Annotated in this window: 21 protein-coding genes and 1 other RNA gene; 10 read left to right on the top strand and 12 right to left on the bottom strand. The window is 64.6% G+C overall.

The genetic code is table 11. The features are described from left to right. Window positions 1-86 precede the first annotated feature (86 nt). Together ACIBG0_RS25185 and ACIBG0_RS25190 are read left to right on the top strand one after the other, a co-directional pair. Window positions 87-683 (top strand): helix-turn-helix domain-containing protein, encoded by a 597-nt coding sequence (locus ACIBG0_RS25185; RefSeq protein WP_397035421.1) that lies wholly within the window; start codon window positions 87-89, stop codon window positions 681-683. Then, on the top strand, window positions 670-1,932 hold the full coding sequence (locus tag ACIBG0_RS25190) for a tyrosine-type recombinase/integrase (protein WP_397035422.1): 1,263 nt from the start codon (window positions 670-672) through the stop codon (window positions 1,930-1,932). Before ACIBG0_RS25185 ends, ACIBG0_RS25190 begins: the two co-directional genes overlap by 14 nt. Window positions 1,933-1,969: 37 nt before the next feature. Here ACIBG0_RS25190 and ssrA read toward each other — a convergent pair. From ssrA to ACIBG0_RS25240, 10 genes are all read right to left on the bottom strand, one after another. Beyond that, window positions 1,970-2,340, bottom strand: a transfer-messenger RNA (tmRNA) gene (ssrA, locus tag ACIBG0_RS25195). Window positions 2,341-2,596: 256 nt separating this feature from the next. After that, entirely contained in the window at window positions 2,597-3,460 is an 864-nt protein-coding gene (locus ACIBG0_RS25200) for an EamA family transporter (protein WP_397035423.1), read from the bottom strand. Then, window positions 3,457-3,930, bottom strand: coding sequence for an SsrA-binding protein SmpB (smpB, locus tag ACIBG0_RS25205; protein ID WP_040694424.1), 474 nt, complete (start codon window positions 3,928-3,930; stop codon window positions 3,457-3,459). The genes ACIBG0_RS25200 and smpB overlap by 4 nt, the downstream gene beginning before the upstream one ends. A 51-nt stretch (window positions 3,931-3,981) precedes the next feature. Further along, window positions 3,982-4,227, bottom strand: coding sequence for a hypothetical protein (locus ACIBG0_RS25210; RefSeq protein WP_397035424.1), 246 nt, complete (start codon window positions 4,225-4,227; stop codon window positions 3,982-3,984). Window positions 4,228-4,375: 148 nt separating this feature from the next. Beyond that, a complete protein-coding gene (recQ, locus tag ACIBG0_RS25215) occupies window positions 4,376-6,262 on the bottom strand; it encodes a DNA helicase RecQ (RefSeq protein ID WP_397035425.1) in 1,887 nt (628 codons plus the stop codon). 162 nt (window positions 6,263-6,424) lie between these two features. Further along, entirely contained in the window at window positions 6,425-7,330 is a 906-nt protein-coding gene (gene ftsX, locus ACIBG0_RS25220; RefSeq protein ID WP_397035426.1) for a permease-like cell division protein FtsX, read from the bottom strand. Then, entirely contained in the window at window positions 7,330-8,010 is a 681-nt protein-coding gene (gene ftsE, locus ACIBG0_RS25225) for a cell division ATP-binding protein FtsE (RefSeq protein WP_397035427.1), read from the bottom strand. The genes ftsX and ftsE overlap by 1 nt, the downstream gene beginning before the upstream one ends. A 202-nt stretch (window positions 8,011-8,212) precedes the next feature. Next, window positions 8,213-9,070 (bottom strand): mechanosensitive ion channel family protein, encoded by an 858-nt coding sequence (locus ACIBG0_RS25230; RefSeq protein WP_397035428.1) that lies wholly within the window; start codon window positions 9,068-9,070, stop codon window positions 8,213-8,215. Continuing rightward, a complete protein-coding gene (prfB, locus tag ACIBG0_RS25235; RefSeq protein ID WP_397035429.1) occupies window positions 9,071-10,186 on the bottom strand; it encodes a peptide chain release factor 2 in 1,116 nt (371 codons plus the stop codon). It abuts the gene before it with no gap. A 64-nt stretch (window positions 10,187-10,250) separates the two neighbouring features. Next, window positions 10,251-11,108, bottom strand: coding sequence for a helix-turn-helix transcriptional regulator (locus ACIBG0_RS25240; RefSeq protein WP_397035430.1), 858 nt, complete (start codon window positions 11,106-11,108; stop codon window positions 10,251-10,253). A 216-nt stretch (window positions 11,109-11,324) separates the two neighbouring features. On the opposite strand from ACIBG0_RS25240, the gene ACIBG0_RS25245 reads away from it, so the two are divergent. Both ACIBG0_RS25245 and hisN read left to right on the top strand, forming a co-directional pair. Continuing rightward, window positions 11,325-11,912: an NADPH-dependent FMN reductase gene (locus ACIBG0_RS25245; RefSeq protein ID WP_397035431.1), complete on the top strand. Its 588-nt coding sequence runs from the start codon at window positions 11,325-11,327 to the stop codon at window positions 11,910-11,912. Between the two features lie 104 nt (window positions 11,913-12,016). After that, a complete protein-coding gene (hisN, locus tag ACIBG0_RS25250) occupies window positions 12,017-12,799 on the top strand; it encodes a histidinol-phosphatase (protein WP_397035432.1) in 783 nt (260 codons plus the stop codon). Window positions 12,800-12,836: 37 nt separating this feature from the next. Here hisN and ACIBG0_RS25255 read toward each other — a convergent pair whose 3' ends face one another. Continuing rightward, complete coding sequence (locus tag ACIBG0_RS25255) at window positions 12,837-13,802, bottom strand: SMP-30/gluconolactonase/LRE family protein (protein WP_397035433.1); 966 nt, start codon at window positions 13,800-13,802, stop codon at window positions 12,837-12,839. Window positions 13,803-14,077: 275 nt separating this feature from the next. Next, entirely contained in the window at window positions 14,078-15,991 is a 1,914-nt protein-coding gene (locus ACIBG0_RS25260; RefSeq protein WP_397035434.1) for a hypothetical protein, read from the bottom strand. A 129-nt stretch (window positions 15,992-16,120) separates the two neighbouring features. Here ACIBG0_RS25260 and ACIBG0_RS25265 point away from each other — a divergent pair, with 129 nt between their 5' ends. From ACIBG0_RS25265 to ACIBG0_RS25290, 6 genes are all read left to right on the top strand, one after another. Continuing rightward, a complete protein-coding gene (locus ACIBG0_RS25265) occupies window positions 16,121-17,515 on the top strand; it encodes an acyl-CoA dehydrogenase family protein (RefSeq protein ID WP_397035435.1) in 1,395 nt (464 codons plus the stop codon). A 34-nt stretch (window positions 17,516-17,549) separates the two neighbouring features. Beyond that, on the top strand, window positions 17,550-18,770 hold the full coding sequence (locus ACIBG0_RS25270) for an acyl-CoA dehydrogenase family protein (RefSeq protein ID WP_397035436.1): 1,221 nt from the start codon (window positions 17,550-17,552) through the stop codon (window positions 18,768-18,770). A gap of 233 nt (window positions 18,771-19,003) precedes the next feature. Continuing rightward, window positions 19,004-19,630, top strand: coding sequence for a hypothetical protein (locus tag ACIBG0_RS25275; protein ID WP_397035437.1), 627 nt, complete (start codon window positions 19,004-19,006; stop codon window positions 19,628-19,630). 108 nt (window positions 19,631-19,738) lie between these two features. Beyond that, complete coding sequence (locus ACIBG0_RS25280; RefSeq protein WP_397035438.1) at window positions 19,739-20,245, top strand: ArsR/SmtB family transcription factor; 507 nt, start codon at window positions 19,739-19,741, stop codon at window positions 20,243-20,245. A gap of 190 nt (window positions 20,246-20,435) precedes the next feature. Further along, on the top strand, window positions 20,436-22,061 hold the full coding sequence (locus ACIBG0_RS25285) for an acyl-CoA synthetase (protein ID WP_397035439.1): 1,626 nt from the start codon (window positions 20,436-20,438) through the stop codon (window positions 22,059-22,061). A gap of 151 nt (window positions 22,062-22,212) precedes the next feature. Beyond that, a complete protein-coding gene (locus ACIBG0_RS25290) occupies window positions 22,213-23,871 on the top strand; it encodes an acyl-CoA synthetase (protein ID WP_397035440.1) in 1,659 nt (552 codons plus the stop codon). Window positions 23,872-23,975: the final 104 nt, after the last annotated feature.

Consider the following 23,975-nt stretch of genomic DNA (forward strand, 5'->3'; position numbering starts at 1 on the left):
CCGCTGATTTCTTGCGGCATGAGATGAGATAACCACAGATTTCGCCAACTCGTCAAGGCGACGAAAGTTTGCGGTACTGTCTGCGCATGGATTCCACCATCACCACCCCGATAGCCGAGGTCGTTGGCGGCAACCTCAAAAGGATCAGGACCGCTCACGGGCTGACCACAGACCAGATAGCCGTGGCCGGTCGACGCTTTGGCCTCAACTGGACAGACAGCCGCGTCTCAGCAATGGAGAGAGGCAAGGTGTCATGCACGCTCGCAACCCTGGTTGCACTGACACTGACGCTGGAAACTGTTCTCGGCGAAAAGATTTCACTATCCTCGCTGCTTGCACACGAAGGATTTGTCGAACTCAACGACGATTATTCAATCGAAGGCCGGACGCTCAGCCTGTTCGTTGCGAATGAACCGGTCGAGGTGGGTTTCTTCGGTGCCGTCGAGGTGACTCAGCAGTCCCGCAAGGCCGAAGAGCGTGTCGCAAAGGATCTGAACCTCTCTATCGCACAGTTGGCCGCGGAAGCAGAGAGGTTATGGGGGCATGGCTTCACGGAGGAGCGCGACTTGCGGGCAGGTGATCACGCCAACGCACAGAAACGTGGCCGCATCGCGCGTGTACTGAAAGATGAACTGTCTCAAGCAATTACACAGCAGAAAGATTCGCGCCATGGCAACGATTGAGCCGTATCAGACAACAGCCTGCCTGACAGTCTGCGGCAGGAAGCACTACGGCGCCAAGGGGCGGCCGGATGGGACCGGGGCCGACGACCCATGCAAAAAGGCGCGCCACACGCTGCACCGCGTGCGCTACCGCAAGCCTGACGGTAAGCAGACCGACAAGCGCGGGTTCGTCCGCAGGCGCGATGCCGAGCAGTTCGCCAACACGGTCGAGGTCAAGAAGATGACCGGTGAGTACATCGCACCGTCTCTGGGGCGGCTCACTGTCGCGGAGATGGGGAAGGCGTGGCTAGCGCGGCAGGTGCACACCAAACCGTCATGGTCCGAACGGGTCGAATCCATCTGGCGCGTGCATGTTGAACCTCAGTGGGGCACAAGGCAACTAGCGTCGATCACTCGCCCCGAAATACGTGATTGGATAGCCCAAATCGACCGGGCAGCGTCAACAGTCGCCGATATCCATGGCGTTCTGTCGTCCATCCTCGATGAGGCAGTGGACGAACGTCGGATACCGGCGAATCCAGCAAAGGGCGTGCAGCTCCCCCGCCGTCAGCCAGTCGACCACGTGTACCTGACGCACGATCAAGTGGCCGCACTGGCGAATGAGTGCAGCAAGGGCAGCGAGATAGTGATGCTGCTCGCCTACTCGGGCTTAAGGTGGGGCGAATTGTCGGCCCTACGTCCGCGTGACGTGAATCTGGACCGGCGCCGGATACGCATCGTGCGGTCGGCGTCGAAGGTGAATTCGCGGACGGTGATCGGCACGCCGAAGACATGGGAGCTGCGGTCCGTCGCGATTCCTGCCGAAGTCGCCGAACTGTTGCGTCCGATCGTCGAAGCCCAACGCGACCCGACCGGGCTCCTGTGGTCGCGGCCATCCGATGGCGGACCGATCCGACCACCGACCACTACCCACTGGTTCACCAAGGCCGTACAGCGCTGCATCTCGGCATCCGTGCCGTGCGACGACAGTGGCGAGCCCAACGGCCCGGCGACCTTCCCGCGGGTGACCGCACACCAGTTACGTCACACTGCCGCGTCGCTCATGATTGCCAGCGGGGCGCACGTGAAGACGATCCAGCGCCAGCTAGGGCACAAAACAGCCACGATGACGCTGGACAATTACGGCCATCTGTTCGATGACGACCTTGACGGCGTAGCCGATCGGATGGGCGTCGGATTCCGTGCCGCCGCCGCCAGGTGTGGGCAAAATGTGGGCACGCGGCCGGATCTGCGGGTGGTCAGCGCATGAAAAAGGCCCCTCACCTGGTGTCCAAGTGAGAGGCCTTTCGTGGAGCTGCCGGGAATCGAACCCGGGTCCTCCGCCGCGTCTTCAGGGCTTCTCCGTGTGCAGTTCGCTAGGTCTCTACTTGGATCTCCGGGTCTCGCGAACAAGCTCGGATGACGATCCCAGTCGCTGTTGGATGTCCCGTCCGACTCCGCGACCGAGCCGGACGGTAATTCCCTCTAGCTGATGCCAGTACCCGGGTCGAGGGACGAACCCGGACTGACAGAGACGCCTGCTACTTAGGCAGCGAGGGCGTACTCGCGCTGATTGGAATCGGCGCTTAATTGGTTGCAACGACGCTTACGGTGGTCTCTTGCCTGCACCGACACGCTTCCCCTAAATCTACGTACGCAGTCGAAACCGTTCAGCCCCGTACGTCCCGACACCTTGTCGGGCTAGTTACTTTAACACTCGGCCATGCCGCGTTCATTCCATTATCCATGCGGCGCGTATCACGCCTCCGGCCTCCACGGATGCGGTCGCACCTGGGCTGTCCCCGGCCTGCTACGCGCGTCGGGCCAAGATCAACGGGAAGCTACGACGGCACCGGCCCGGGACCGTTCCGCCATGGGTGCGCCTTGATCTTGGCAGGTGGCGAGCTTCGCTTTGCTGGGTGCGCGGACGGCGATCAGGCCGCCGCGATCAATCCAACCGACGCGAGCGCCAAAACCATCCCGAACTGCTGCTGTCGCCCGACCCGCTCCCCGAGTAGGACCATCGCCAGCAGGACGGTCGCGGCCGGGTACAGCGCGCCGATCACGCTGACCAGCGAGAGCAGCGAACCGTGGAATGCGTACAGCAGCGCGGCGTTCGCGATGGTGTCCAGCACCGCGATATAGGCCGCCAACCGCAATGGTTCACCGCGCAGCGGCCGCAACTCCCCCGCTGATAACGCGATGAGCCAGACCATCGGACTCGCGGCGCCGCGTTGGGCCAGCAGCGGCCAGACCCCGGCGCTCGCCTGGGTTTCGTGCAGGCACACGAAGGCGAGGCCGAACGCCGCGCCCGAGCCGACGGTGAGCAGCGCGACCTTCCTGGTGAAGCGCAGCTCACGCCCGCCGGTGATCTCCTCGGTGACGTCATCGGGCGACTCGCGGCTCACCAGATACACCGCGCCGAGTGCGAACACGATGCCGGCAATGGCGAGTGGACCCGGACGTTCGCCGATCAACAGACCAACCAGCACCGGAATTCCCGCAACCAACAGGGCGGTCAGCGGCGACACCACCGCCATCGGGCCGCTGGCCAGCGCGGCATAGAACCACCAGACCGCGAAGCCGCTCGCGACACCCGCGGCCAGTCCCCACAGCATCGATGCGGTGTCCGGGGTTCCACCGACCAGTGGCAACAGCGCGAGGACGAATAGCGTCGACATCGGATAAGAGACGACAACGACGCGCAGCGCGGTCACCCGCCGTGACGCAACACCACCGAAAAAATCACTCACGCCGTAGCCGACCGCGGCCACCAGCGCCAGTAGAACAGCGGTCAACGCATGCCTTTGATCCGCCGCCCCAATTCCCGGGTGACCTCGCGCTCAGCGGTGCGTTTGGCCAGATCCTGTCGCTTGTCGTAGTCCTGCTTACCCTTGGCGAGCGCGAGCTCGACCTTGACCTTGCCGTCGGAGAAGTACATCGATAGCGGCACCAGAGTCTGGTTGCCCTCTCGCGACTTGCCCACCAGCCGCTCGATCTCGCGCTTGTGCAGCAGTAGCTTGCGCACCCGGCGCGGCGAATGGTTGGTCCAGGTGCCGTGGCTGAACTCGGGAATGTGCAGACCTCGCAGCCACACCTCGCCGTTGTCGACGGTCGCGAAGGCGTCCACCAGCGAGGCCTTACCCTCGCGCAGACTCTTGACCTCGGTACCGACCAGCGCGATCCCGGCCTCGTAGGTGTCCAGGATCGTGTAGTTGTGCCGCGCCCGGCGGTTGGTCGCGATGACCTTGCGCCCCTGTTCCTTCATAACGGTCAACCTTAAGTGACTCGGCAACCGAATTATTCCGCGCCTGTTGTCCTAGCCACCCGGCCGGACCGCGAGATACAGCAGGAGTACCGCGATGAAGGCCGCGACCAGCAAGACCGTGGTCATGCGTGGTATCCCGCGCGGGCGCGGCGGTAACGGCGGGGTGCGGCGCAACCACACCGATTCCACCGCGGGGTCGTGGGTGCCGCGCCGATGCGGCGGCGGATCACCAGGGTCCGTGGACGGCGAGCCGCCCAGGTCGGGCCCGTCGTCGGTGGGGCCATCACCGGAATGCATATCTTGCACGCTAGCCGCGAAACCGGTTCGACGCCGCGCAATTTCATTGCGATTCAGGCAATTCGGCGCGCAAATGCCTCACTGGCACCACCGATCACGAGATCGACTGTTAGCACCCTGGGGTCGACGGTGTGCTCGCATTGCCCGATCACGCGTTGCTCACTTCTCCGGCCAATACCGCGAGTACTCCTTCGCCGTACTTGGCGAGTTTGTTCTCGCCGACACCGCCGACCGTCGCGAGCTCGGACAGGCTCACGGGCTTGCGCGCGGCGATCTCCCGGAGCGTCGCGTCGTGGAAGACGACGTAGGCGGGTACACCCTGTTCCTTGGCTGTCGTGGCCCGCCATTCGCGCAGCTTCTCGAAGACCGGCATGTCCGCGGAAGCCAGATCGGCAGCCACGGACTTGCCCCTGGCCGCTTTGGGTGTCTTAGCCGGTTTGACCGCACGCTCCGGTTCGCGGCGCAGAAGCACTTCCCGGCCGTCGAACAACACCTCGTTGCTGGCCTCGGTGAGGATGAGCACACCGTAGTCGCCATGCACGGCGAGTAGTCCCTGTGCGAGCAATTGCCTTATGACACCGCGCCATTCGACATCGCGCAGATCGGTGCCGATGCCGAAGACCTTCAGCTCGTGGTGATCATGCTGCAGCACTTTGGGATTCGATTTGCCGAGCAGGATATCGACGATATGGCCGGCGCCGAAACTCTGTCCGCGTTCACGTTTCAGCCGCAGCACCGTCGAGAGCACCTTTTGTGCGGGCACGGTGCCGTCCCAAGTCTCCGGCGCGGTCAGGCAGGTATCGCAATTGCCGCACGACTGTCCCGACTGTCCGAAGTAGGCCAGTAGCTGAGTTCGCCTGCAGGACACCGTTTCACACAGCGCGAGCATGGCGTCCAGATGCAACTGCAATTGCCTGCGATGGGTAGCATCACCGTCGGAGGAGTCGATCATCTTGCGCTGCTGCACCACATCGGCGAGTCCGTAGACCATCCACGCGGTCGACGGCAGCCCGTCCCGGCCCGCACGCCCGGTCTCCTGGTAGTAGCCCTCCACGGACTTGGGCAGATCGAGATGGGCGACGAAGCGCACGTCGGGTTTATCGATGCCCATGCCGAATGCGATCGTCGCGACCACTACGAGGCCGTCCTCGCGTAGGAACCGCGCCTGGTTGGCGGCGCGGGTGCGCGAATCCAAACCCGCGTGATACGGAACCGCCTCGACGCCGTTCTCGGTGAGGAAGGCCGCGGTCTTCTCCACGGAATTGCGCGAAAGGCAGTAGACGATCCCAGCGTCTCCGGCGTGCTCGGTCTTGATGAAGTCCAGCAGCTGCCGATCCGGCCGATTCTTGGGTTCGATCCGGTACTGGATATTGGGCCGGTCGAAGCTCGCGACGAAACGCCGGGCCGAGCCGAGGTCTAGGCGCTCGATGATCTCGTCGCGGGTCTTCGCCGTCGCCGTCGCGGTGAGCGCGATGCGCGGCACCTCCGGCCAGCGCTCGTGCAGCATCGACAGGCCCAGATAGTCGGGGCGGAAGTCGTGGCCCCATTGCGATACGCAGTGCGCCTCGTCGATGGCGAACAGCGCCACCTTGCCGCGATCCAGCAAAGCGGCGGTCGACTCCAGCCGCAGCCGCTCGGGCGCGAGATACAGCAGATCCAACTCCCCGGCGACGAACTGCGCCTCGACCATCCGCCGCTCATCCGGGAACTGCGTCGAATTCAGGAATCCGGCGCGCACGCCGAGTGCGCTGAGTGCGTCCACCTGATCCTGCATCAATGCGATCAGCGGAGACACCACCACGCCGACGCCCGGACGCACCAGCGCGGGCACCTGATAGCACAGCGACTTGCCCGCGCCGGTCGGCATGAGCACCAGCGCGTCCCCGCCACCGACCACATGCTCGACGATCTCCCGCTGATCACCGCGGAAGCTGTCGTAGCCGAACACCCGGCGTAGAACCTCTTGTGCCGCACCGGATTCGGCGACCGGGGCGCCGTCGGTCAATACAGCCGCGAATGCATCGGGGTATTCCACGCGGCCCATCCTACGAGCGCGGTCGGACAACCGAACCCCTACATCGGCGCGGATCCCAGGTGACCGGCCGAGTTGTCCACATGTGAACAACCAATTTCGATCACGAGCGGGGGTCCCCTGACGGCCTCGCACAAGCTACACCGAGGCCGTCAGCGCGAGTTGTCAGTCCCGGACGTAGTAACGCAACGTGCCGTAGGCGGTGATCGCGGCAAACACGATGCCGAGCGGCGCGATGGTCAGTGAGACCAGCGCGATGTCCTCACCCGCGAGATGCGGGAAGACATTGCTGTTGAACAGCGCACCGAGCCCACGATTCACCACCAACGGTTGCGCAAGGAACAACCCGACAACCGCCAGGATCGACCCGGCCAAGGCCGCGACCACCGCTTCCAGCAGGAATGGCAACTGGGTGTACCAGCGCGTCGCACCGACCATCCGCATGATGCCGACTTCCTCGCGGCGACTGAACGCCGCGATCTGCACCATATTCGCGATCAACAACAGTGCCGCCAATGCCTGCAACGCCGCCAGCGCGAATGCCGCATTCCGCAGGCCGTCGAACACCCCGACCAAGCGGTCCACGGTGTCCTTGTCGTTGAGAACGCTCTGGATCCCGTCCTTACCGTTGAACGTCTGGTAGATCCGCGGGTACTGATCGGCGTCGGTCATCTTCACGCGCAAGGACGCGGGCAGGCGGGTGTCCTTGATCATGTCCAGCATTTCGGGCTGGTCCTTGAAGGTCACCTCGGTGGCTTCCTTCATCGCCTCATCGCTGTTGACGAACTGCACCGACACCACACCATCGGTCTTCTTCAGATCCGACATCAGCTGCTGACACGGATTCAGCGAACAGTCCCGATCGTTCGCCGAAACCAGGTCGGTGAGGTACAGCCGGATCTCGACCCGGTCCATGAAGTAGTTCTGGGTCTTATCCGCGATTCGCAGCGCGAGCAGACCGCCGCCGAGCATGGTCAGCGATACCGCGGTGGTCAGGATCATCGCGATGGTCATGGTGACATTGCGGCGCAGGCCGGTCAGGACCTCGTTGAACAGGAATCCAGCGCGCATTATCGACCTACCCCGTAGACGCCGATCGCGTCGTCGCGGATCAACCGGCCCCGATCCAACTCCACCACTCGCTTACGCATCGCGTCGACGATGTGATTGTCGTGTGTGGCCATCACCACGGTGGTACCGATGCGGTTGATCCGCTCCAGCAGCAGCATGATGTCAGCGCTGGTGTCGGGATCGAGGTTGCCGGTCGGCTCATCGGCGAGCAGCACCAGCGGACGGTTCACGAAGGCCCGCGCGATCGCGACACGCTGCTGCTCGCCACCGGACAGTTCGTGTGGCAGCCGATCGGCCTTACCGCCGAGTCCCACCATATCGAGCACCTCGGGGACGGTCCGGTCGATGAACTGGCGCCGCTTGCCGATCACCTCCAGCGCGAACGCCACATTCTGGGCGACGGTCTTCTGTTGCAGCAGCCGGAAGTCCTGGAAAACGCAACCCATGCGCTGACGCAACTTCGGCACCTTCCGGCCGGGCAGCCGGTCGACCCGGAAGTCGGCGACCCGGATCTCGCCCGCGGTCGGGGCCTCTTCCTTGAGCAGCAGTCGCATGAAGGTCGACTTGCCCGAACCGGACGGGCCGATGATGAAGACGAATTCGCCCTTGCCCACATCGACGGTGACGTTGTCCAGCGCGGGTCGCGTCGAGGTCAGATACGACTTGGTCACGTTCCGCATAGCGATCACGGTTGGCCAGTGTAACCAGCAACCGGCGTGCAGCCACCAGCTACATCATGGTCAATGACCCGGCGTGGCCGTATTCATCACTACCGGAACGGTGTTGAGTTTTTCGGGCGATGTCACGATCGGTTGATCGGGCTTGACGAACAGGTACAACACGAACGTGGCGACCCATGATGCCATCAGGATCGCCGTGGATCTACGTGGTCTCACTGATTCCCTCCCGGCGCAATGCCGCGGCGACTCGCACCCGCAGCTCGCGACCGACCTCGAACTGCTTGCCCGGCAATGTTCGGGCAACCATTCGGATGTTCATCTGGTCCACTGTCAGATCTTCGACGCCCATCACGGAGGGCTCGTCGAGCAGCAGCGGCTTCAATCTGCGGTCCTCGTACGCCTTTGTACCGACCTCGTGCAGGATCTCGTTGATCCTGGTGATATCGACGCTGGCCGCAACCGGAACGTCGATCGCGGCGCGCGCCCAATCCTTCGACAGATTCGTCACCTTGACGATCTGGCCGTTGGGCACGGTGATCACCTCACCATCGGCATTGCGCAGTGTGGTGATCCGCAGCGTGACGTCCTCGACCGTACCCTCGGCCTGCTCCGCAGATCCAGTGACAGCGATGCGAACTACATCACCAAATCCGTACTGCCGCTCGGTAATCAGGAAAAACCCGGCAAGGATGTCCTGCACGATCCGCTGTGCGCCGAAGCCGAGCGCGGCACCGAGTACGGCCGCGGGCGCGACCAGACCGGTGACCGCGAAACCCATCCGCCGCAGCACTTCCATGCCGACCAGCACATAGACGACGGTCAGCACCACCCAGGTGACAACCTGGGCCAAGGCATGCCGATGTTTGGCCGCCTCGGAACGCACGAGTGCGTCGCTGCTGCGGAAACCGGAGTCGATCCTGCGGGTGATCCGATCCCGAACAAAGGTGGCGAATCGGCTGAACAGCACCGCACCCATGATCAGTAGGACGATCTCTAGACCCGAGGACCGCAGCCAGGTGGTGAAGTCGGTGGAGGTGGAGAAGGCCTGGGGTACGTCCAACTAGCTCGCCTGCTCTCGCATTCGCCAACGAATTCCGGATTCGATGAAACCATCGATATCGCCGTCGAGCACGGCAGTCGGATTGTTGACTTCGTAGTTGGTGCGCAGATCCTTGACCATCTGGTACGGATGCAGCACGTAGGAACGCATCTGGTTGCCCCAGGACGCGCCCTCGTTGGTCTTGAGCGCATCCATTTCGGCGCGCTCCTCCTGCCGCTTACGTTCCAGCAGTTTGGCCTGCAGCACTCGCATGGCCGAAATCTTGTTCTGCAGCTGGGATTTCTCGTTCTGACAGGTCACGACGATGCCGGTCGGGATATGTGTGAGCCGCACCGCTGAGTCGGTGGTGTTGACGCTCTGGCCGCCGGGACCCGAGGAACGGTAGACGTCGACGCGGACCTCGCCCTCCGGAATTTCGATGTGGTCGGTGGTCTCGACCACAGGGAGCACCTCGACCTCGGCGAAGGAGGTCTGGCGGCGGCCCTGATTGTCGAACGGACTGATGCGAACGAGACGATGCGTGCCCATCTCCACCGAGAGGGTGCCGTAGGCATACGGCGACTTCACCGCGAAGGTGGCGCTCTTGATGCCCGCCTCTTCGGCGTAGGAGGTGTCGTAGACCTCAACCGAGTACTTGTGCCGGTCCGCCCAGCGGATGTACATGCGCATCAGCATTTCCGCCCAGTCGGCGGCGTCGACACCACCCGCGCCGGAACGGATATTGACCAGCGCCTCACGCTTGTCGTACTCACCCGAGAGCAGCGTGCGGACTTCCATGGCCTCCATGTCGCTGTGCAGCATGGCCCGCTCGGCATCGGCGTCGGCGAGCGCGGCCACCCTGGCCTCGCCCTCCTCTTCCTCGGCCAATTCGTATAGAACCGACAGATCGTCGAGGCGCTGGCGCAGTTCCTCGACCCGGCGCAACTCGCTCTGTGCATGCGACAGCTCACTGGTGACCCGCTGCGCGTGCTCCTGGTTGTTCCACAGATCGGGATCGGCGGCCTGGTGCTCGAGTTCATCGATCCGTCTACGCAGCTCCTCGACATCGAGGACCGACTCGACGGTCTTGAGCGTGGCGTCGAGTTCGGCGAGGTCAGCGGAGACGTCAGGATGCACGATGCTCAAGCCTACTGGGCGGGGCGAAGACGGTGAAACACGCGGTGGTGCGGGGGTGGCGTCCTCAGCCGGAGACGGCGCGCAGCCCGCCTGGGCGACGACCGGCGAGGGAGTCGAGGGCGGCCGCGGTCGCGTCATCGGCGGGGATGTAGACGATGAGCTGCTGGTCGTCGTCGGCGGATAGTTCGAGGGTTTCGTAGGTGAGCCGGAGGTTGCCTGCCGCGGGGTGGGCGAGGCGGGTGGTGCCGGTGGCGGCGGCGAGGCTGGGGACGGATTCGACGCGGCGGGTGAACTCGGCACCAGCGGCGACGGTGAGTTCGTCGGCCAGGGCGGCGATGTGTGGGTCGCTGCGGAACGGGCCCTGTTTCAATGCGGCTACCAGTTCGTCGGCGATGTGGTCCCAGTCCTGATAGGCGGTCCGGGCCCGAGGGTCGGTGAACGCGAACAGGGCGAGATTGGCGTGGTGTTCGTTATCGAGTAGTCCGATCGGCGCCATCAGGCGTTCGTATCCCTCGGTCCAGGCGAGCACTTCGCGCAGTCGGTTGACGACCAGCGCGGGCGCGGGTTCCAAGTGATCGAGGATCGCGCGGACCGCCGGACGTACTTCGCGCGGCGGTTGCGCACCGCCCATGCAGCTGAATCCCGGATCGGCGCCCTTGGTGAGACGGTGCAGGTGGATGCGTTCGCTCGGTGTCAAGGCGAGGGCGTCGGCGAGTGCGGACAGCACCGGCGGTGAGGGGCGGCGGTCGCGCCCCTGTTCGAGGCGTGTGATGTATTCCACGCTCACACCCGCGAGAGTTGCCAGTTCAGCACGACGCAGGCCGGGGGTTCGGCGGCGCGGCCCGGTGGGCAGGCCGACCTCGGCTGGAGTCACCGCCTCGCGGCGGGTACGCAGGAACAGGCCCAACTCGTTGTCGCTCACGACTGTGCCTCGCTGCCGGTCGGTTCCGTCGTGCGCAACGGCGCGCTGTGCTGATGCTGGCTCACTCGCGGACGCTCGTTCACACCTCGACGGTACAAGCGCGGTCGGCGCCGAGGGTGTCCCTGCCACTACCACTCTTCGCGCGGTCTTCCTGATGGCACCACCGGGCAGCAGATTGGGACTCGAACAATTTCGAGATCGAAGAAGGAGAACACCATGTCCCTGAAGCTCGCGGTAATCATCGGCAGCGTCCGGGAGGGACGCTTCGCGCCGACCGTGGCCAACTGGTTCGTCGAGGAGGCCGCCCGGCACGGCCGGTTCGAGATCGACCTGATCGATCTGGCCGAGGCCGAGCTGCCATTGGCACTGCCCGCCGTTTCCCCGGCGATGAACCCCGATCCGGAACGCCCGGCCGGGATGACCGACCTCACCAGGCGGCTCGGTGACGCGGACGCATTCGTCATCCTGACCCCCGACTACAACCGCAGCTACCCGGCCGCACTGAAGGCGGCCATCGATTGGCACTTCACCCAATGGGACAGCAAGGCAATCGGTTTCGTCGGCTACAGCGGCGCGAGCGGCGGCCTGCTCGCCATCGAGCACCTGCGCCAGGTCTTCAACGAGCTCAACGCACACACCGTCCGCAATTACGTCAGCTTCCCTCGCTACTACCTGCTCTTCGATGCCGACGGCAAACTCCTCGACCCGACCGAACCCGCCGCAGCCGCCCAGGCCATGCTCGACCAACTCCACTGGTGGGCAAGTGCCCTCGCCGCCGCTCGCTCCGTCCCGGCCGCCGCATAACTCGCGGCTGCCACGCACAAGGTACGACATCTGCGAGGTGGGCACTGCTTATGCGGCAGCGGGGATGCGGCCGACGCACAGTGGGTGGGCGATAGGGTTCGGGGGTGGCTGATTACTCCTCTGATCTCGAACTTGCGCTGCGGTTGGCCGATGAGGCCGATGGGATTACCCGTGCGCGGTTCGGGGCGTTGGATTTGCGGGTCGATTCGAAGCCGGATCTGACACCGGTTTCGGATGCGGATCTGGCGGTGGAGAAGGCGATACGCCAGGTCCTCGGGCAGGAGCGCCCTAAGGATTCGGTGCTCGGGGAAGAGTTCGGTGGTGACGTCGAGTTCAGCGGGCGGCAGTGGGTGATCGATCCGATCGATGGCACCAAGAACTTCGTGCGGCGGGTGCCGATTTGGGCGACGCTGATTTCGCTGCTCGAGGACGGCGTTCCGGTGGTCGGCGTGGTGAGTGCGCCCGCCTTGGCGCGGCGCTGGTGGGCGGCGGCCGGTTCCGGAGCCTGGGCCATCGTCGATTCCGATGCGCCGAAACCGATTTCGGTCTCCGCGGTCGGTGAACTCGGCTCGGCGAGCCTGGCCTTCTCCAGCCTGTCGGGCTGGCGCGAACGCGGCCTGCGCGAGAAGTTCCTCGACCTCACCGATGCGGTATGGCGGGTCCGTGGTTACGGCGACTTCTTCACCTACTGCCTGCTCGCCGAGGGCGCGGTCGATATCGCCACCGAACCCGAAGTCTCCCTGTGGGACCTGGCCGCCCTCGACATCCTCGTCCGCGAAGCCGGGGGCCGCTTCACCTCGCTCTCAGGCACTCCCGGCCCGCACGGGGGCGACGCCATCGCCACCAACTCCCTGCTCCACGACACTGTTCTCACCCGATTGAACTGAGCCTCGAGAACGCGGTCGCGTTCGGGCACAGTCCTTCCTATCGCCTCGGATCGGCCGGGGTCAGGTCGATGCCCGCGGGCGGACGTAGTCGACGCAGGGTTCCATCCATGCTCGTGACGAACAGTGCCCACCCGTCACCGTCGCGAGCGATCCGCACGGAGGTGGCGCCGTCGGGTGGGTTGCGGACCGGGCCGGGTTTGATCAGGCCGGTGATGATCGTGCAGCCCCGACCGGTGGCCGGGTCGATCTGGTACACCGCGCCCTGGATGTGGTCGGCCACGAAGAGTTGGTCCGCGCGGGTCGCTTCCATATCGTCGAACAGCGCGACCAGATCGGGAGCACCGGCGACGACCGTCGCGTTATCGGGATCGTCGAGTGCTACCCGGAAGACGCGCAGGGTCATATTGTCGGTGTAGATCGACTTGCCGTCGGGGGCGAGCGCCAGTCCATTGGTCCATGGCAGGTTGGACCAGGTCTTCGTGTACTCCCCCGTCGACGGCCGATACCGCGAGATGCCGGTCGGCGGGCCGGTGATGCCGATGGTGGCGAATACCAGGTCACCGTCGGGCAATTCGAGCAGGCCGTTCGGACCGTTCAACTCGGTGAGCAGAATCGTCACCATACCGGTGTCTATGTCGTAGCGCCGCAGAGTGCCCGGCGCCTCCGCCACACCGTCGCCTGTGACGAAGTACACGGACCGCCCGACGACCCGCACACCGGCCGGATGATCCAGACCGGTAACCAACTTCTCGAACCTACCCGCCGCATCGATGTGGGCCAGGTATCCGTCGAGGATTCCGGTGACATAGAAACCGCCGGACCCGTCGGTATCCAGATTCTCCAGATTGCCGACCCCGCTGACGATCGTCGAAACGTCCCACCCGTCCGCGCACGATCCGGACGGTGTCTGCGCCTCGGCCGTCCCCACGGACAAGATGCCCGCCATGATCGCCGCCGTCAGCAGCGTTGCACTCAGTCGCCGACTCCGCGGCCGTCTTGCCATGCGGCACAACCTAACAGCCGTGCTGGAGTGTTGCCCGGGACGGACACCCCGCCCCGGGCGACCCGTCTCACGGTACGAACAGCGTCGCGATCATATTCAGGACCCCGGAGACGAACTGATCGACAATGCGAAGAACCATGGCATCTCCTTACTCGTACAGCGGAATTCAGCCTCGACGAAAACACACGGCCGAGCACTGGGGACGGCACCTAGGTAGATAGGCGTCCATCGTTGTTCGTTGCCGTCGGGCCCGTGGATGGCTGCAATCGGACAGCTCAGCTCAGATGTTTCGCCGCGGGCCATATCCCGGACAGGGGTACGCGCGGTTCACGGCAGATGAACAGCGGTTTGCCCTGTTCGTCGTTGGCGATGCCGAGGCCGTTGTCGATGTGACCGGCGGGCTCGACTTCGGCGAAGTACCGGATGAGGCGGTCACGATCGAGGCCGACGACGATCACCGCGGTGGCCGTGTCGCTGGGCGGACCCCACCACCAGTAGGAGTTGTGACCGCTGTGCGGAGTCGGCAATCCGAATTCGCCGCCGAAGTGTTCGATCGCGCCCGCCTCGCCGTAGTTGTCGGTAAGGATGGCGATATCGGGTCCGAGCGTGGCGCGTACCTCGGCTATTCGTCGCACGAACTGCGGCCAGCCGATGGTTTCGCCCGCGTCGTAGTTGATCGCGAGTACTGGCGAATCTTTCAGCAGCCCCACCGGTAATACGGGAAGGAACAGCACCGCCGAGACGATCGCGTTCACCGCGATCATCGAACCCACCGCTGCCCAACGGATTGGCCGACTACCCAACCAGGCGGCGACCGGTACCGCACCCGCGGCCACCAGGATCGGATACATCCCGCCCAGGTAGTACGCCTTACCGCCGCTGACGAGGAACACCACGAACAGCGCCGCATAGACGACCGGAAACGCACGCCGACTCCGATCGCGCCACAGCCGCCATAGCCCCAATACCCACAGCGGTACCAGCAGTGGACCCATCAACCCGAATTGCGACAACACGAACATCATCGGCGAATCCGAAGTTCCGGAAGATCCGCCCGCGATCGCTCGACTCATCTCCCACTGCGGCCAGCCATTGCGCCACTGCCACACCAGATACGGCAGCCAGATCACCACCGCCACCCCGACCGCCATCGGAAAGTATCTGGTGGCGAATACCTTTCGTGGGCCGAGGATAACCAGCGCGAGCACCAGCGCCACGACCGGAAAGATCAGCAGCGCCTTGTTCTGCAACCCGATCCCGACAACCAGCCCCACCCCGAGCCACAATCGAGCCTGCGCCGGTCTACCGACACTCGAGCGCGCATCCAGCCCGACCCGATCACCTACACCTTCACGCCCATCCGCCGCGACGCGACCGTTCGCGATCTCACGCTCATCCGGCGCGCCCCGAACTCCCGTACCCACGGGCCCAACTGGCCCCACCCGACCACCTACACCCTCACGCCCATCCGCCACGACGCGACCATTCGCGATCTCACGCTCATCCGGCGCGCCCCGAACTCCCATATCCACGGGCCCAACTGGCCCAGCCCGATCAATCGCGCGCTCCTGCTCATCCGGCCCCACCCGACCACGCGCACCATCGCGCTCATCCGTTGCGGAACGACCGCCGGAATCCGAGCGTCCACGCCCACCGTCGCACGCATCCGACGGCGCAGGACCACCCCCGCCCGCACAACCGACCGCACAACCGTCCGCCTCGGCGCCCCGCGCGCGTCGCCCAGAACCTCCCTCAGCGCCTCGCAACAACGCCAGCACCAGCAGACAAACCAATACCCACGCCGCCATATCGAACGACGCGGTACTCAACAGATGACCAATCCCCATCACCATCGCCGCACTCGCGACGGCGAGCGACGCCAATAGCTGCGCCCCGCGCCCACCGCCGAGCTCGCGCGCCATCAAGCCCGCGGCAACGACGACGAATGTCGCGGCCGCGACCGATGGAAGCCGCAGCAGCAGTAACGAATCGGTATCGATTGCCGACATCGCGCGGGCCAGTAGCGGAGTCAATGGCGGCTGATCCGGGTAGCCCCAATCCGCATGCCGGGCCGACGCCAGAAAGTACAGCTCGTCCCGGTGATAGCCGTAGCGCGGGGCGTATGCGGTGAGTAGCGCGGCGAACAGCACAGCGACGACGCACAGCGGTCGTCCCACGACTCTGGGCACTTGTCCAGCCTGACACAGTTCGGCGGCGTATGCTGCACCTCGACGCACTTCTTACTCTGGAGTAAGATATCCTTACTCAGGAGTAAGATAGCTGGGAAAAGACCTCACCCACCCACCCGAGAAAAACAGGTGATGATGAGCACTCGAGACAGCGCAACGACGCGACGTCCAGACACGTCCGCGGTCGGCCTGAACCACCCCAAGCGGGACTGGATGGGCGCGGCAATGCGGGTGATGACGACCATTACCGGGTCGGAGCTCGCCGAGAAGTACAACTTGCGCAAGCCGATCGAGCGGGTCACCTATGAAGGCACCAAGACCGGTTTCCGCACTCTCGGTGCCGCGACTCGCGCATTCGGCAAGGTCGCCGGCGGCGGTGCGCCGAAACGCCTGGCGGACAACGAATCCAAGAACAAGGACTTCTTCGATCTGACCCCGAGCGACGAGCAGCAGATGATCGTCGAGACGGTGAAGGAATTCGCCGCCGAGATCCTGCGCCCGGCCGCCTACGAGGCCGACAACTCCGCGAAGGCCCCGCGCGACCTGCTCGATCGCGCCGCCGAACTCGGCATCACCCTGATCAACGTGCCCGAGGAACTCGAAGGCGCCGCCGCCGAGCGCGGCGCGGTCACCAACTCGCTGGTCGCCGAGGCGCTCGCGCATGGCGATATGGGGCTGGCCCTGCCGATTCTCGCACCGAGCGGTGTGGCGGTCGCCCTGTCCCAGTGGGGCACCGACGCACAGCAGCAGACCTACCTGCCCGCCTTCACCGGCGAGAACGTGCCACAGGCCTCGGTCGTGATCAGCGAGCCGCGGGCACTGTTCGACCCGTTCGCCCTGCAGACCAAGGCCACCCGTTCCCCGAGCGGTTACCGCCTCAACGGCGTGAAGAGCCTGGTCCCGGCCGCAGGTGATGCCGAACTATTCATCGTGGCCGCCGAACTCGACGGCCGCCCCGGGTTGTTCATCGTGCCGTCGGACAGCAAGGGTCTGGTCATCGAGGCCGATCCGAGTATGGGTCTGCGCGCCGCCGGGCTCGGTCGCCTGCTGCTCAACGATGTCGCGGTCGGCGCCGACGCCATCCTCGGCGATGGCGATGCCACCACCCGCGCCGAGGAGTACGCCGACGCGGTCCGCTTGGCCCGCCTCGGCTGGGCCTCGCTGGCCATCGGCACCGGACAGGCCGTGCTCGACTACGTGATTCCGTATGTGAACGAGCGCGAGGCATTCGGCGAGCCGATCTCGCACCGCCAGGCGGTCGCGTTCATGGTCGCGAACATGGCGATCGAACTGGACGGCCTGCGCTTGGTGACCCTGCGGGGTGCCGCGCGCGCGGAACAGGGCCTTTCCTACGCCCGCGAGGCGGCACTGGCCCGCAAGCTGGCCACCGACAAGGGCATGCAGATCGGCCTCGACGGCGTGCAGTTGCTCGGCGGCCACGGCTTCACCAAGGAACACCCGGTCGAGCGCTGGTACCGCGATCTGCGGGCCATCGGCGTCGCCGAAGGTGTCGTGCTCGTCTGACCGGCCGGTTCCTTATTTTCCAGGAGACATCACCATGATCAATCTCGAACTCCCCAAGAAGCTGCGGGCCAGCGCCAACCAGGCCCACCAGGTCGCCCAGGAAATCTTCCGGCCGATCTCGCGCAAGTATGACCTCGCCGAGCACGAGTACCCGGTGGAGCTGGACACCATGGCCGCCATGGTCGAGGGCCTGGCCGACTCCGGCACCCAGAAGATCGGCGGTGCGGCCGGCGGTCGTTCCGATACCGACGAGCACGCCACCGAACTGCTCGGAAACTCCAACGGCGGCAATATGTCCGCGCTGCTGAACGCGCTCGAAACCTCCTGGGGCGACGTCGGCTTGATGCTGTCGATCCCCTACCAGGGTCTGGGAAATGCGGCCATCGCCGCCGTGGCCACCGATGAGCAGCTCGAGCGCTTCGGCAAGGTGTGGGCCTCGATGGCCATCACCGAACCGTCCTTCGGGTCCGACTCCGCCGCCGTCACCACCACCGCCGTTCTCGATGGCGACGAGTGGGTTCTCAACGGCGAGAAGATCTTCGTGACCGCGGGTCAGCGCTCCACTCACATCGTGGTGTGGGCCTCGGTGGACCGCAGCCTGGGCCGCGCGGCGATCAAGTCGTTCGTCGTACCGCGCGATGCTCCCGGACTTTCGGTGGCCCGGCTCGAGCACAAACTCGGCATCAAGGCTTCCGATACCGCAGTACTGCTGTTGCAGGACTGCCGGATTCCGAAGGACAACATCCTCGGCAGCCCGGAAGTCAACGTGGAGAAGGGTTTTGCCGGGGTCATGCAGACCTTCGACAACACCCGTCCCCTCGTGGCCGCGATGGCGGTCGGTGTCGCGCGGGCGGCGCTCGAGGAGTTGCGCGCCATCCTGAAGGATGCGGGCATCGAGCCGTCCTACGACATCCCGGCCAATAACCAGCCCGCGGCCGCCGCCGAATTCCTGCGGATGGAAGCCGATTACGAGGCCGCGTACCTGCTGTCGCTGCGCGCCGCGTGGATGGCCGACAACAAGAAGCCGAACTCCTTGGAAGCCTCGATGTCCAAGGCCAAGGCGGGCCGCACCGGCACCGACATCACCCTCAAAGCAGTCGAACTCGCGGGCACCATTGGCTACTCGCAGCGCACACTGCTCGAAAAGTGGGGCCGTGACTCCAAGATTCTGGATATCTTCGAAGGCACCCAGCAGATCCAGCAGCTCATCGTGGCACGCCGCATTCTCGGTAAGACCAGCGCCGAGCTGAAGTGATGCTGAACTAGCAAGTGCTACAAGGGAAACCGGTGCGAACGACGCGCACCGGTTTTCCTGTTTTCTCGGTCGTGGCGGACGCTATGGCGCCGACGCAGCTCGCTCCGCGATCGCGGCCACGCAGGGTTCGAGACACCCGCCGTAACCGGTGAAGTAGCGCACGGTATCTTGGCGAGCTGATCAGCGGACGAATTCCATCGAGCAGTACCAAGATTCCCAACAGGAGACTGGTTATGCACAGGCTGGGTTTGATACGTCGCTTCACTGCCGCCCTCGCGGCTACCACCGCATTCGTCGCCGTATTCGCGGGTCACGCCGTGGCGGCACCGACGACGATCGACTGGAATGCGGCCACACAGCAGTTGCGCAAGGCCGCCATCGGCAATGCCGCCGCTGAACTGGCAGTTGACCGGCTACTGGCATCCGGGCAGGTCGCCACGCAGGTGGCACTGCCAGCACAGCCGTTCCAGATCCCGGCGCAATCCGATATCGGACGCGGTGACGGTCCGGGCGTCTACGGGTCCGGCGTCGCCCTCGGTTACGATGGGTTGCGATTCGGATTCTTCGGCGGACCCGGCATGATCGCGCCGGATCAGACCGGGGCAAAGCTCCAGGTCCTGTGGATCAATCTGGCCAATGGCCGCAGCGGTACCGAGGTGCTCTCCGAGCACACTGACGCCACCGTCGACACCACCATCCGCACCCGCCCGATCGACACCGGAGCCGGCGTCATCGTCGGCGCGGTCTACGGCACCCTGTGGCACCGCTGGCCCGTCCCGGTCAGCGACGCCCACCCCGACGGTTTCGAGTACAAACTCGCAACCATCTCGGTTCCGTCATTCGGCTCTATCTACAACTGACCGTCCGACACGTGAGCCCGGCACGGATCAACCGTGCCGGGCTTATGCGTCACATCAGCCAATGCTGAACCATTGCCAGCAATTATCTGACTCCGTAAATTTGCGCTCGTGAGCGTGGATGACCGACTAGCAAAACTCGAACGCCGACTCGCGGCCATGGATCTGATCAACGGCAGCGGGCAAGCGAGTGGATCCGCCCCGCAAGGAGGGTGGGCGCTGCGGCGGCTTCATGAGGAGTTTGCGAATGCGGACCAGCCCAATGGCGGAGTGATGTTCGCTGGTTCTGGCTCACTACCCAGCGCGGAACAGTTCGACTGGCAGGTCCAGTTCAGTACCGATGACCTCGTCGGCTACAACTGGGACGATGCCGCTGAATGCCTCGCTGCCCTTGGCAGTCCAGTCCGTCTGCGCATCCTTCGGGAGATCGTTCTCGGCAGCAGAACCGCCGCCGAACTCACCGACCTCGATGAAGTGGGCAGCTCCGGCCAGATCTACCACCACCTGCGCCAACTCGCCGCCACCGGCTGGCTCCACACGGTCGGCGACAACCGCTTCGAAGTCCCCCCGAACCGCATCGTCCCCCTACTCGTCGCGCTGGCCACCGCGCGGAGGTGATCGAGATCAGGTGGACTGATGGCGGCAGCTTCTCGCGGTTCGCCGCCATGGCTTCCGCGTGATCATCTGTCCAGCCCGCACGTCGACGAGTGTGATGTGGGTCATAGCGCTGATACGGTTGGTGGGACATGACGGTGGTTCAGATCGCTGGGGCGAGTGCCGACGCGAGTTGCTGTAGAGGTGGTCGACGATGAAGTTGGCGCATGCGCTGGAGGTTGTGAAGGCATTCGGGGTGCTGCGGGCGCGCGGGGTCAGCGATCCCACGAAGCCGTTGGAAGCCTTGCGAACCGTGAAGGAATCGCAGGTCTATGGGCCGCAGGCGACCTTGATCCGGCATTCGGCTCGAGTCGTGCCCGACGCCCCCGCGCTGGTTGACGAGCGTGGCGAACTGACCTACCGGCAACTCGACGAACAGTCGACCGCCGTTGCGCGCGGGCTGCGACAGGCGAATCTGACCGAAGGGTCGGTCATCGGTGTGCTGGCCCGCGACCATCGCGGCCTGATCTTGGCCATGGCCGCGGCGGGCAAGCTCGGCGTGCGAGTCGCGCTGATGAATACCGGCTTCGCCAAACCGCAGTTCGCCGAGGTCTGCGAGCGCGAGAAGGTCAAGGCCGTACTGCACGACAGCGAATTCCTCGGCCTGCTCGACGCGCTGCCGCCGAGTCTGCCGCGCTACCTCACCTGGGTCGACGAGGGCACCGAATTGCCCGAGGGCGCCCAGACTCTCGACGATCTCATCGCCGCCAACTCGACCGCGGATCTGCCCGCACCGTCCAAGCCGGGCGGGTTCGTCATCCTCACCAGCGGCACCACCGGCCTGCCGAAGGGCGCACCGCGCAGCAAGGTGACTCCACTGGCAACCGCGCAGATGGTGGACCGAATTCCATTCCCGGTCAGGGGAACTCAGGTCATCGTGTCGCCGATCTTCCACAGCACCGGGCTCGGCACCTATCTGGTCGCCTCGGCGATGGGCAACAAGGTGGTGGTGCGCCGCCGCTTCGACGCCGAGGCCACGCTGAAGATGGTGGCCGATCACAAGGCCGAAATGCTGGTCGCGGTGCCGACCATGCTGCACCGGATGACCGAACTGGCACCGGAGATCCGCGCCAAGTACGACACCACTTCACTGAAATGCATTCTGCTCGCGGGTTCGGCACTCTCGCCGGAGTTGTGCGTCAAAGCAACGCAGATCTTCGGCCCGGTCCTTTACAACCTGTACGGCTCGACCGAATGCGCCGTGGCCACCGTGGCGAACCCGGACGATCTGGCCATCGCCCCCGGCACTGTCGGTCGCGCGCCGATCACCTGTGAGGTCCGGCTCTACGACGACAATGACAAGCAGGTCAGCGCGATCAATACCACCGCGCGCATCTTCGTCCGCAGCGGTGCGCCGTTCGAGGGCTACACCGACGGCAGGCATAAGCAGATCATCGACGGCTATATGTCCAGCGGCGATGTCGGCCACTTCGATGAACACGGCCTGCTGATGGTGGACGGCCGCGATGACGACATGATCGTCTCCGGCGGCGAGAACGTCTTTCCGCAGGAGGTGGAGAACCTGCTGCTGGAGCGGCCGGACGTATTCGACGCGGCCGTCGTCGGCGTCGATGATGTGGAATTCGGCAAGCGTCTGCGTGCCTTCGTGGTCCCCGAGGACGGTCACTCCCCCGACGGCGAGGAGATCAAGGCCTACGTCAAGGAGAATCTGGCTCGCTACAAGGTGCCGCGCGAAGTTGTCTTTCTCGACGACCTGCCCCGCAACACCACCGGGAAACTGCTGCGTAGGGTACTCGTCGAGTACGAGGTCAAGGCTTGAACCTGGGCTATAGCGACGCAGAGCGGGACAACTGAGATACGTGACACAGCGAGTCACAGATGCTTGCTATTGTTAGCGGCAGCACTGGATCCCGAAGTTGCGGTCCACACCACCCCCGGTCCAGGTGGTGGACCGCGGAAGGCGTTGACGAATGTCCCTATCCCTGCCTGCGTTGAATGACTCTGTCCGGAAAGCGGGCGATTTCGCCCAGGGCGTGAATGTCATGGTCAAGCGGCGCCTGTTCAATCCACTCCGACCCGATCAGGCGGCGCGGTCCGCGTTCAATGTGCTCAAATTCGGCCCGTTCGCCGGTGTCGTGATGCACGCGGCGCAGACCAGACCGGATGCGGCGGCCATTGTCGATGAGCGCGGTGAGGTCACCTTCGGCCAACTCAACGACCAGTCCAGCGCCCTGGCCCGTGGACTCCAAGCGCAGGGTCTCAGGCCAGGTGATGTCGTCGCCCTGCTGGCGCGCGACCATCGCGGCATGGTGTTGAGCCTGCTCGCAACCGGCAAGCTCGGCGTGCGCACAGTGCTGATGAATACCGGCTTCGCGAAACCGCAGTTCGCCGATGTGGCCGCGCGCGAAAACGTCAAGGCCGTACTGCACGACAGTGAATTCCTCGACCTGATGAGCGCGATCCCGGCCGAGATCCCCCGGGTGCTCACCTGGATGGACGAGAAGGACAATGTCGATCCGGCGGTTGCGACCATCGAATCGCTGATCAAAGGCCGATCGACCGCGCCGGTGCCCGCACCCGTGAAGCCCGGCGGCATAGTCATCCTGACCAGCGGAACCACCGGCACGCCGAAGGGTGCGCCGCGCGACCGCGTCAGCCCGTTCGCCTCGGCTCAGTTCGTGGATCGGGTGCCGCTGCCCAATAACGGCACCATGATCATGGCCGCGCCGATCTTCCACGGCACCGGTCTTTCCCAGTTCACCCTTGGTCTTGCCCTCGGCAACCGGGTGATCTTCCAGCAGCGCCGGTTCGATCCGGAGCAGACGCTGGCGAATATCCAGCGCTACCAGGCCGATTCGCTGGTCGTGGTGCCGACCATGCTGCAGCGCATCCTCGATGTCGGCGACGAGGTGCTGGCCAAGTACGATCCGCGCAGTATCAAGGTGATCTTCGCGGCGGGTTCGGCCATCGCACCCGATGTGGTCACCCGCACCCTCGACTACTTCGGCGACAGCCTCTACAACCTGTACGGCTCCACCGAATGCGCGGTTATGACCGTCGCGACCCCGCAGGATCTGCGCAAGGCACCGACCACCGCGGGCAAGGCGCCGGTCGGTATCCGGATCGTGCTGCTGGACGAGAACCGCAAGCCGATCACCGAGCCGAATGTGACCGGAACCATCTTCGTGGACAACGGATTCGCCTTCACCGGCTATACCGACGGCCGCACCAAGGAAATCGTGGACGGCATGATGTCCAGCGGTGACGTGGGGCATTTCGACGCCGACGGCCTGCTCTACATCGACGGCCGCGACGACGACATGATCGTCTCCGGCGGTGAAAACGTCTTCCCGCTCGAGGTGGAGAACCTGATCGCGGGGCGCGACGATATCTTCGAGGCCGCGGTGGTCGGTGTGGACGATCGCGAATTCGGAAAGCGGTTGCGCGCCTTCGTCGTTCCCGGTCCGGAGTCCAAGCGCGATGCACAGGAGATCAAGGAGTACGTCAAGGCGAATCTGGCGCGGTACAAGGTGCCCCGCGAGGTGATCTTCCTCGATGAGCTGCCGCGCAATGCGACCGGTAAGTTGCTGCGCAAGCCGTTGATCGAGATGGAAATCGACGCCAACTGAGTCACATTCGGGGCCGCACACCTTCGAATTCCCGGCCGCGGAATCGAGACCGGAAATCCGGAGGTGTGCGGCATTTGCATTTCTCCAGCTGGAAACTTGATGCG

Origin of the sequence: Nocardia sp. NPDC050630, from assembly GCF_044457245.1 — a bacterium.
GTDB lineage: Bacteria > Actinomycetota > Actinomycetes > Mycobacteriales > Mycobacteriaceae > Nocardia.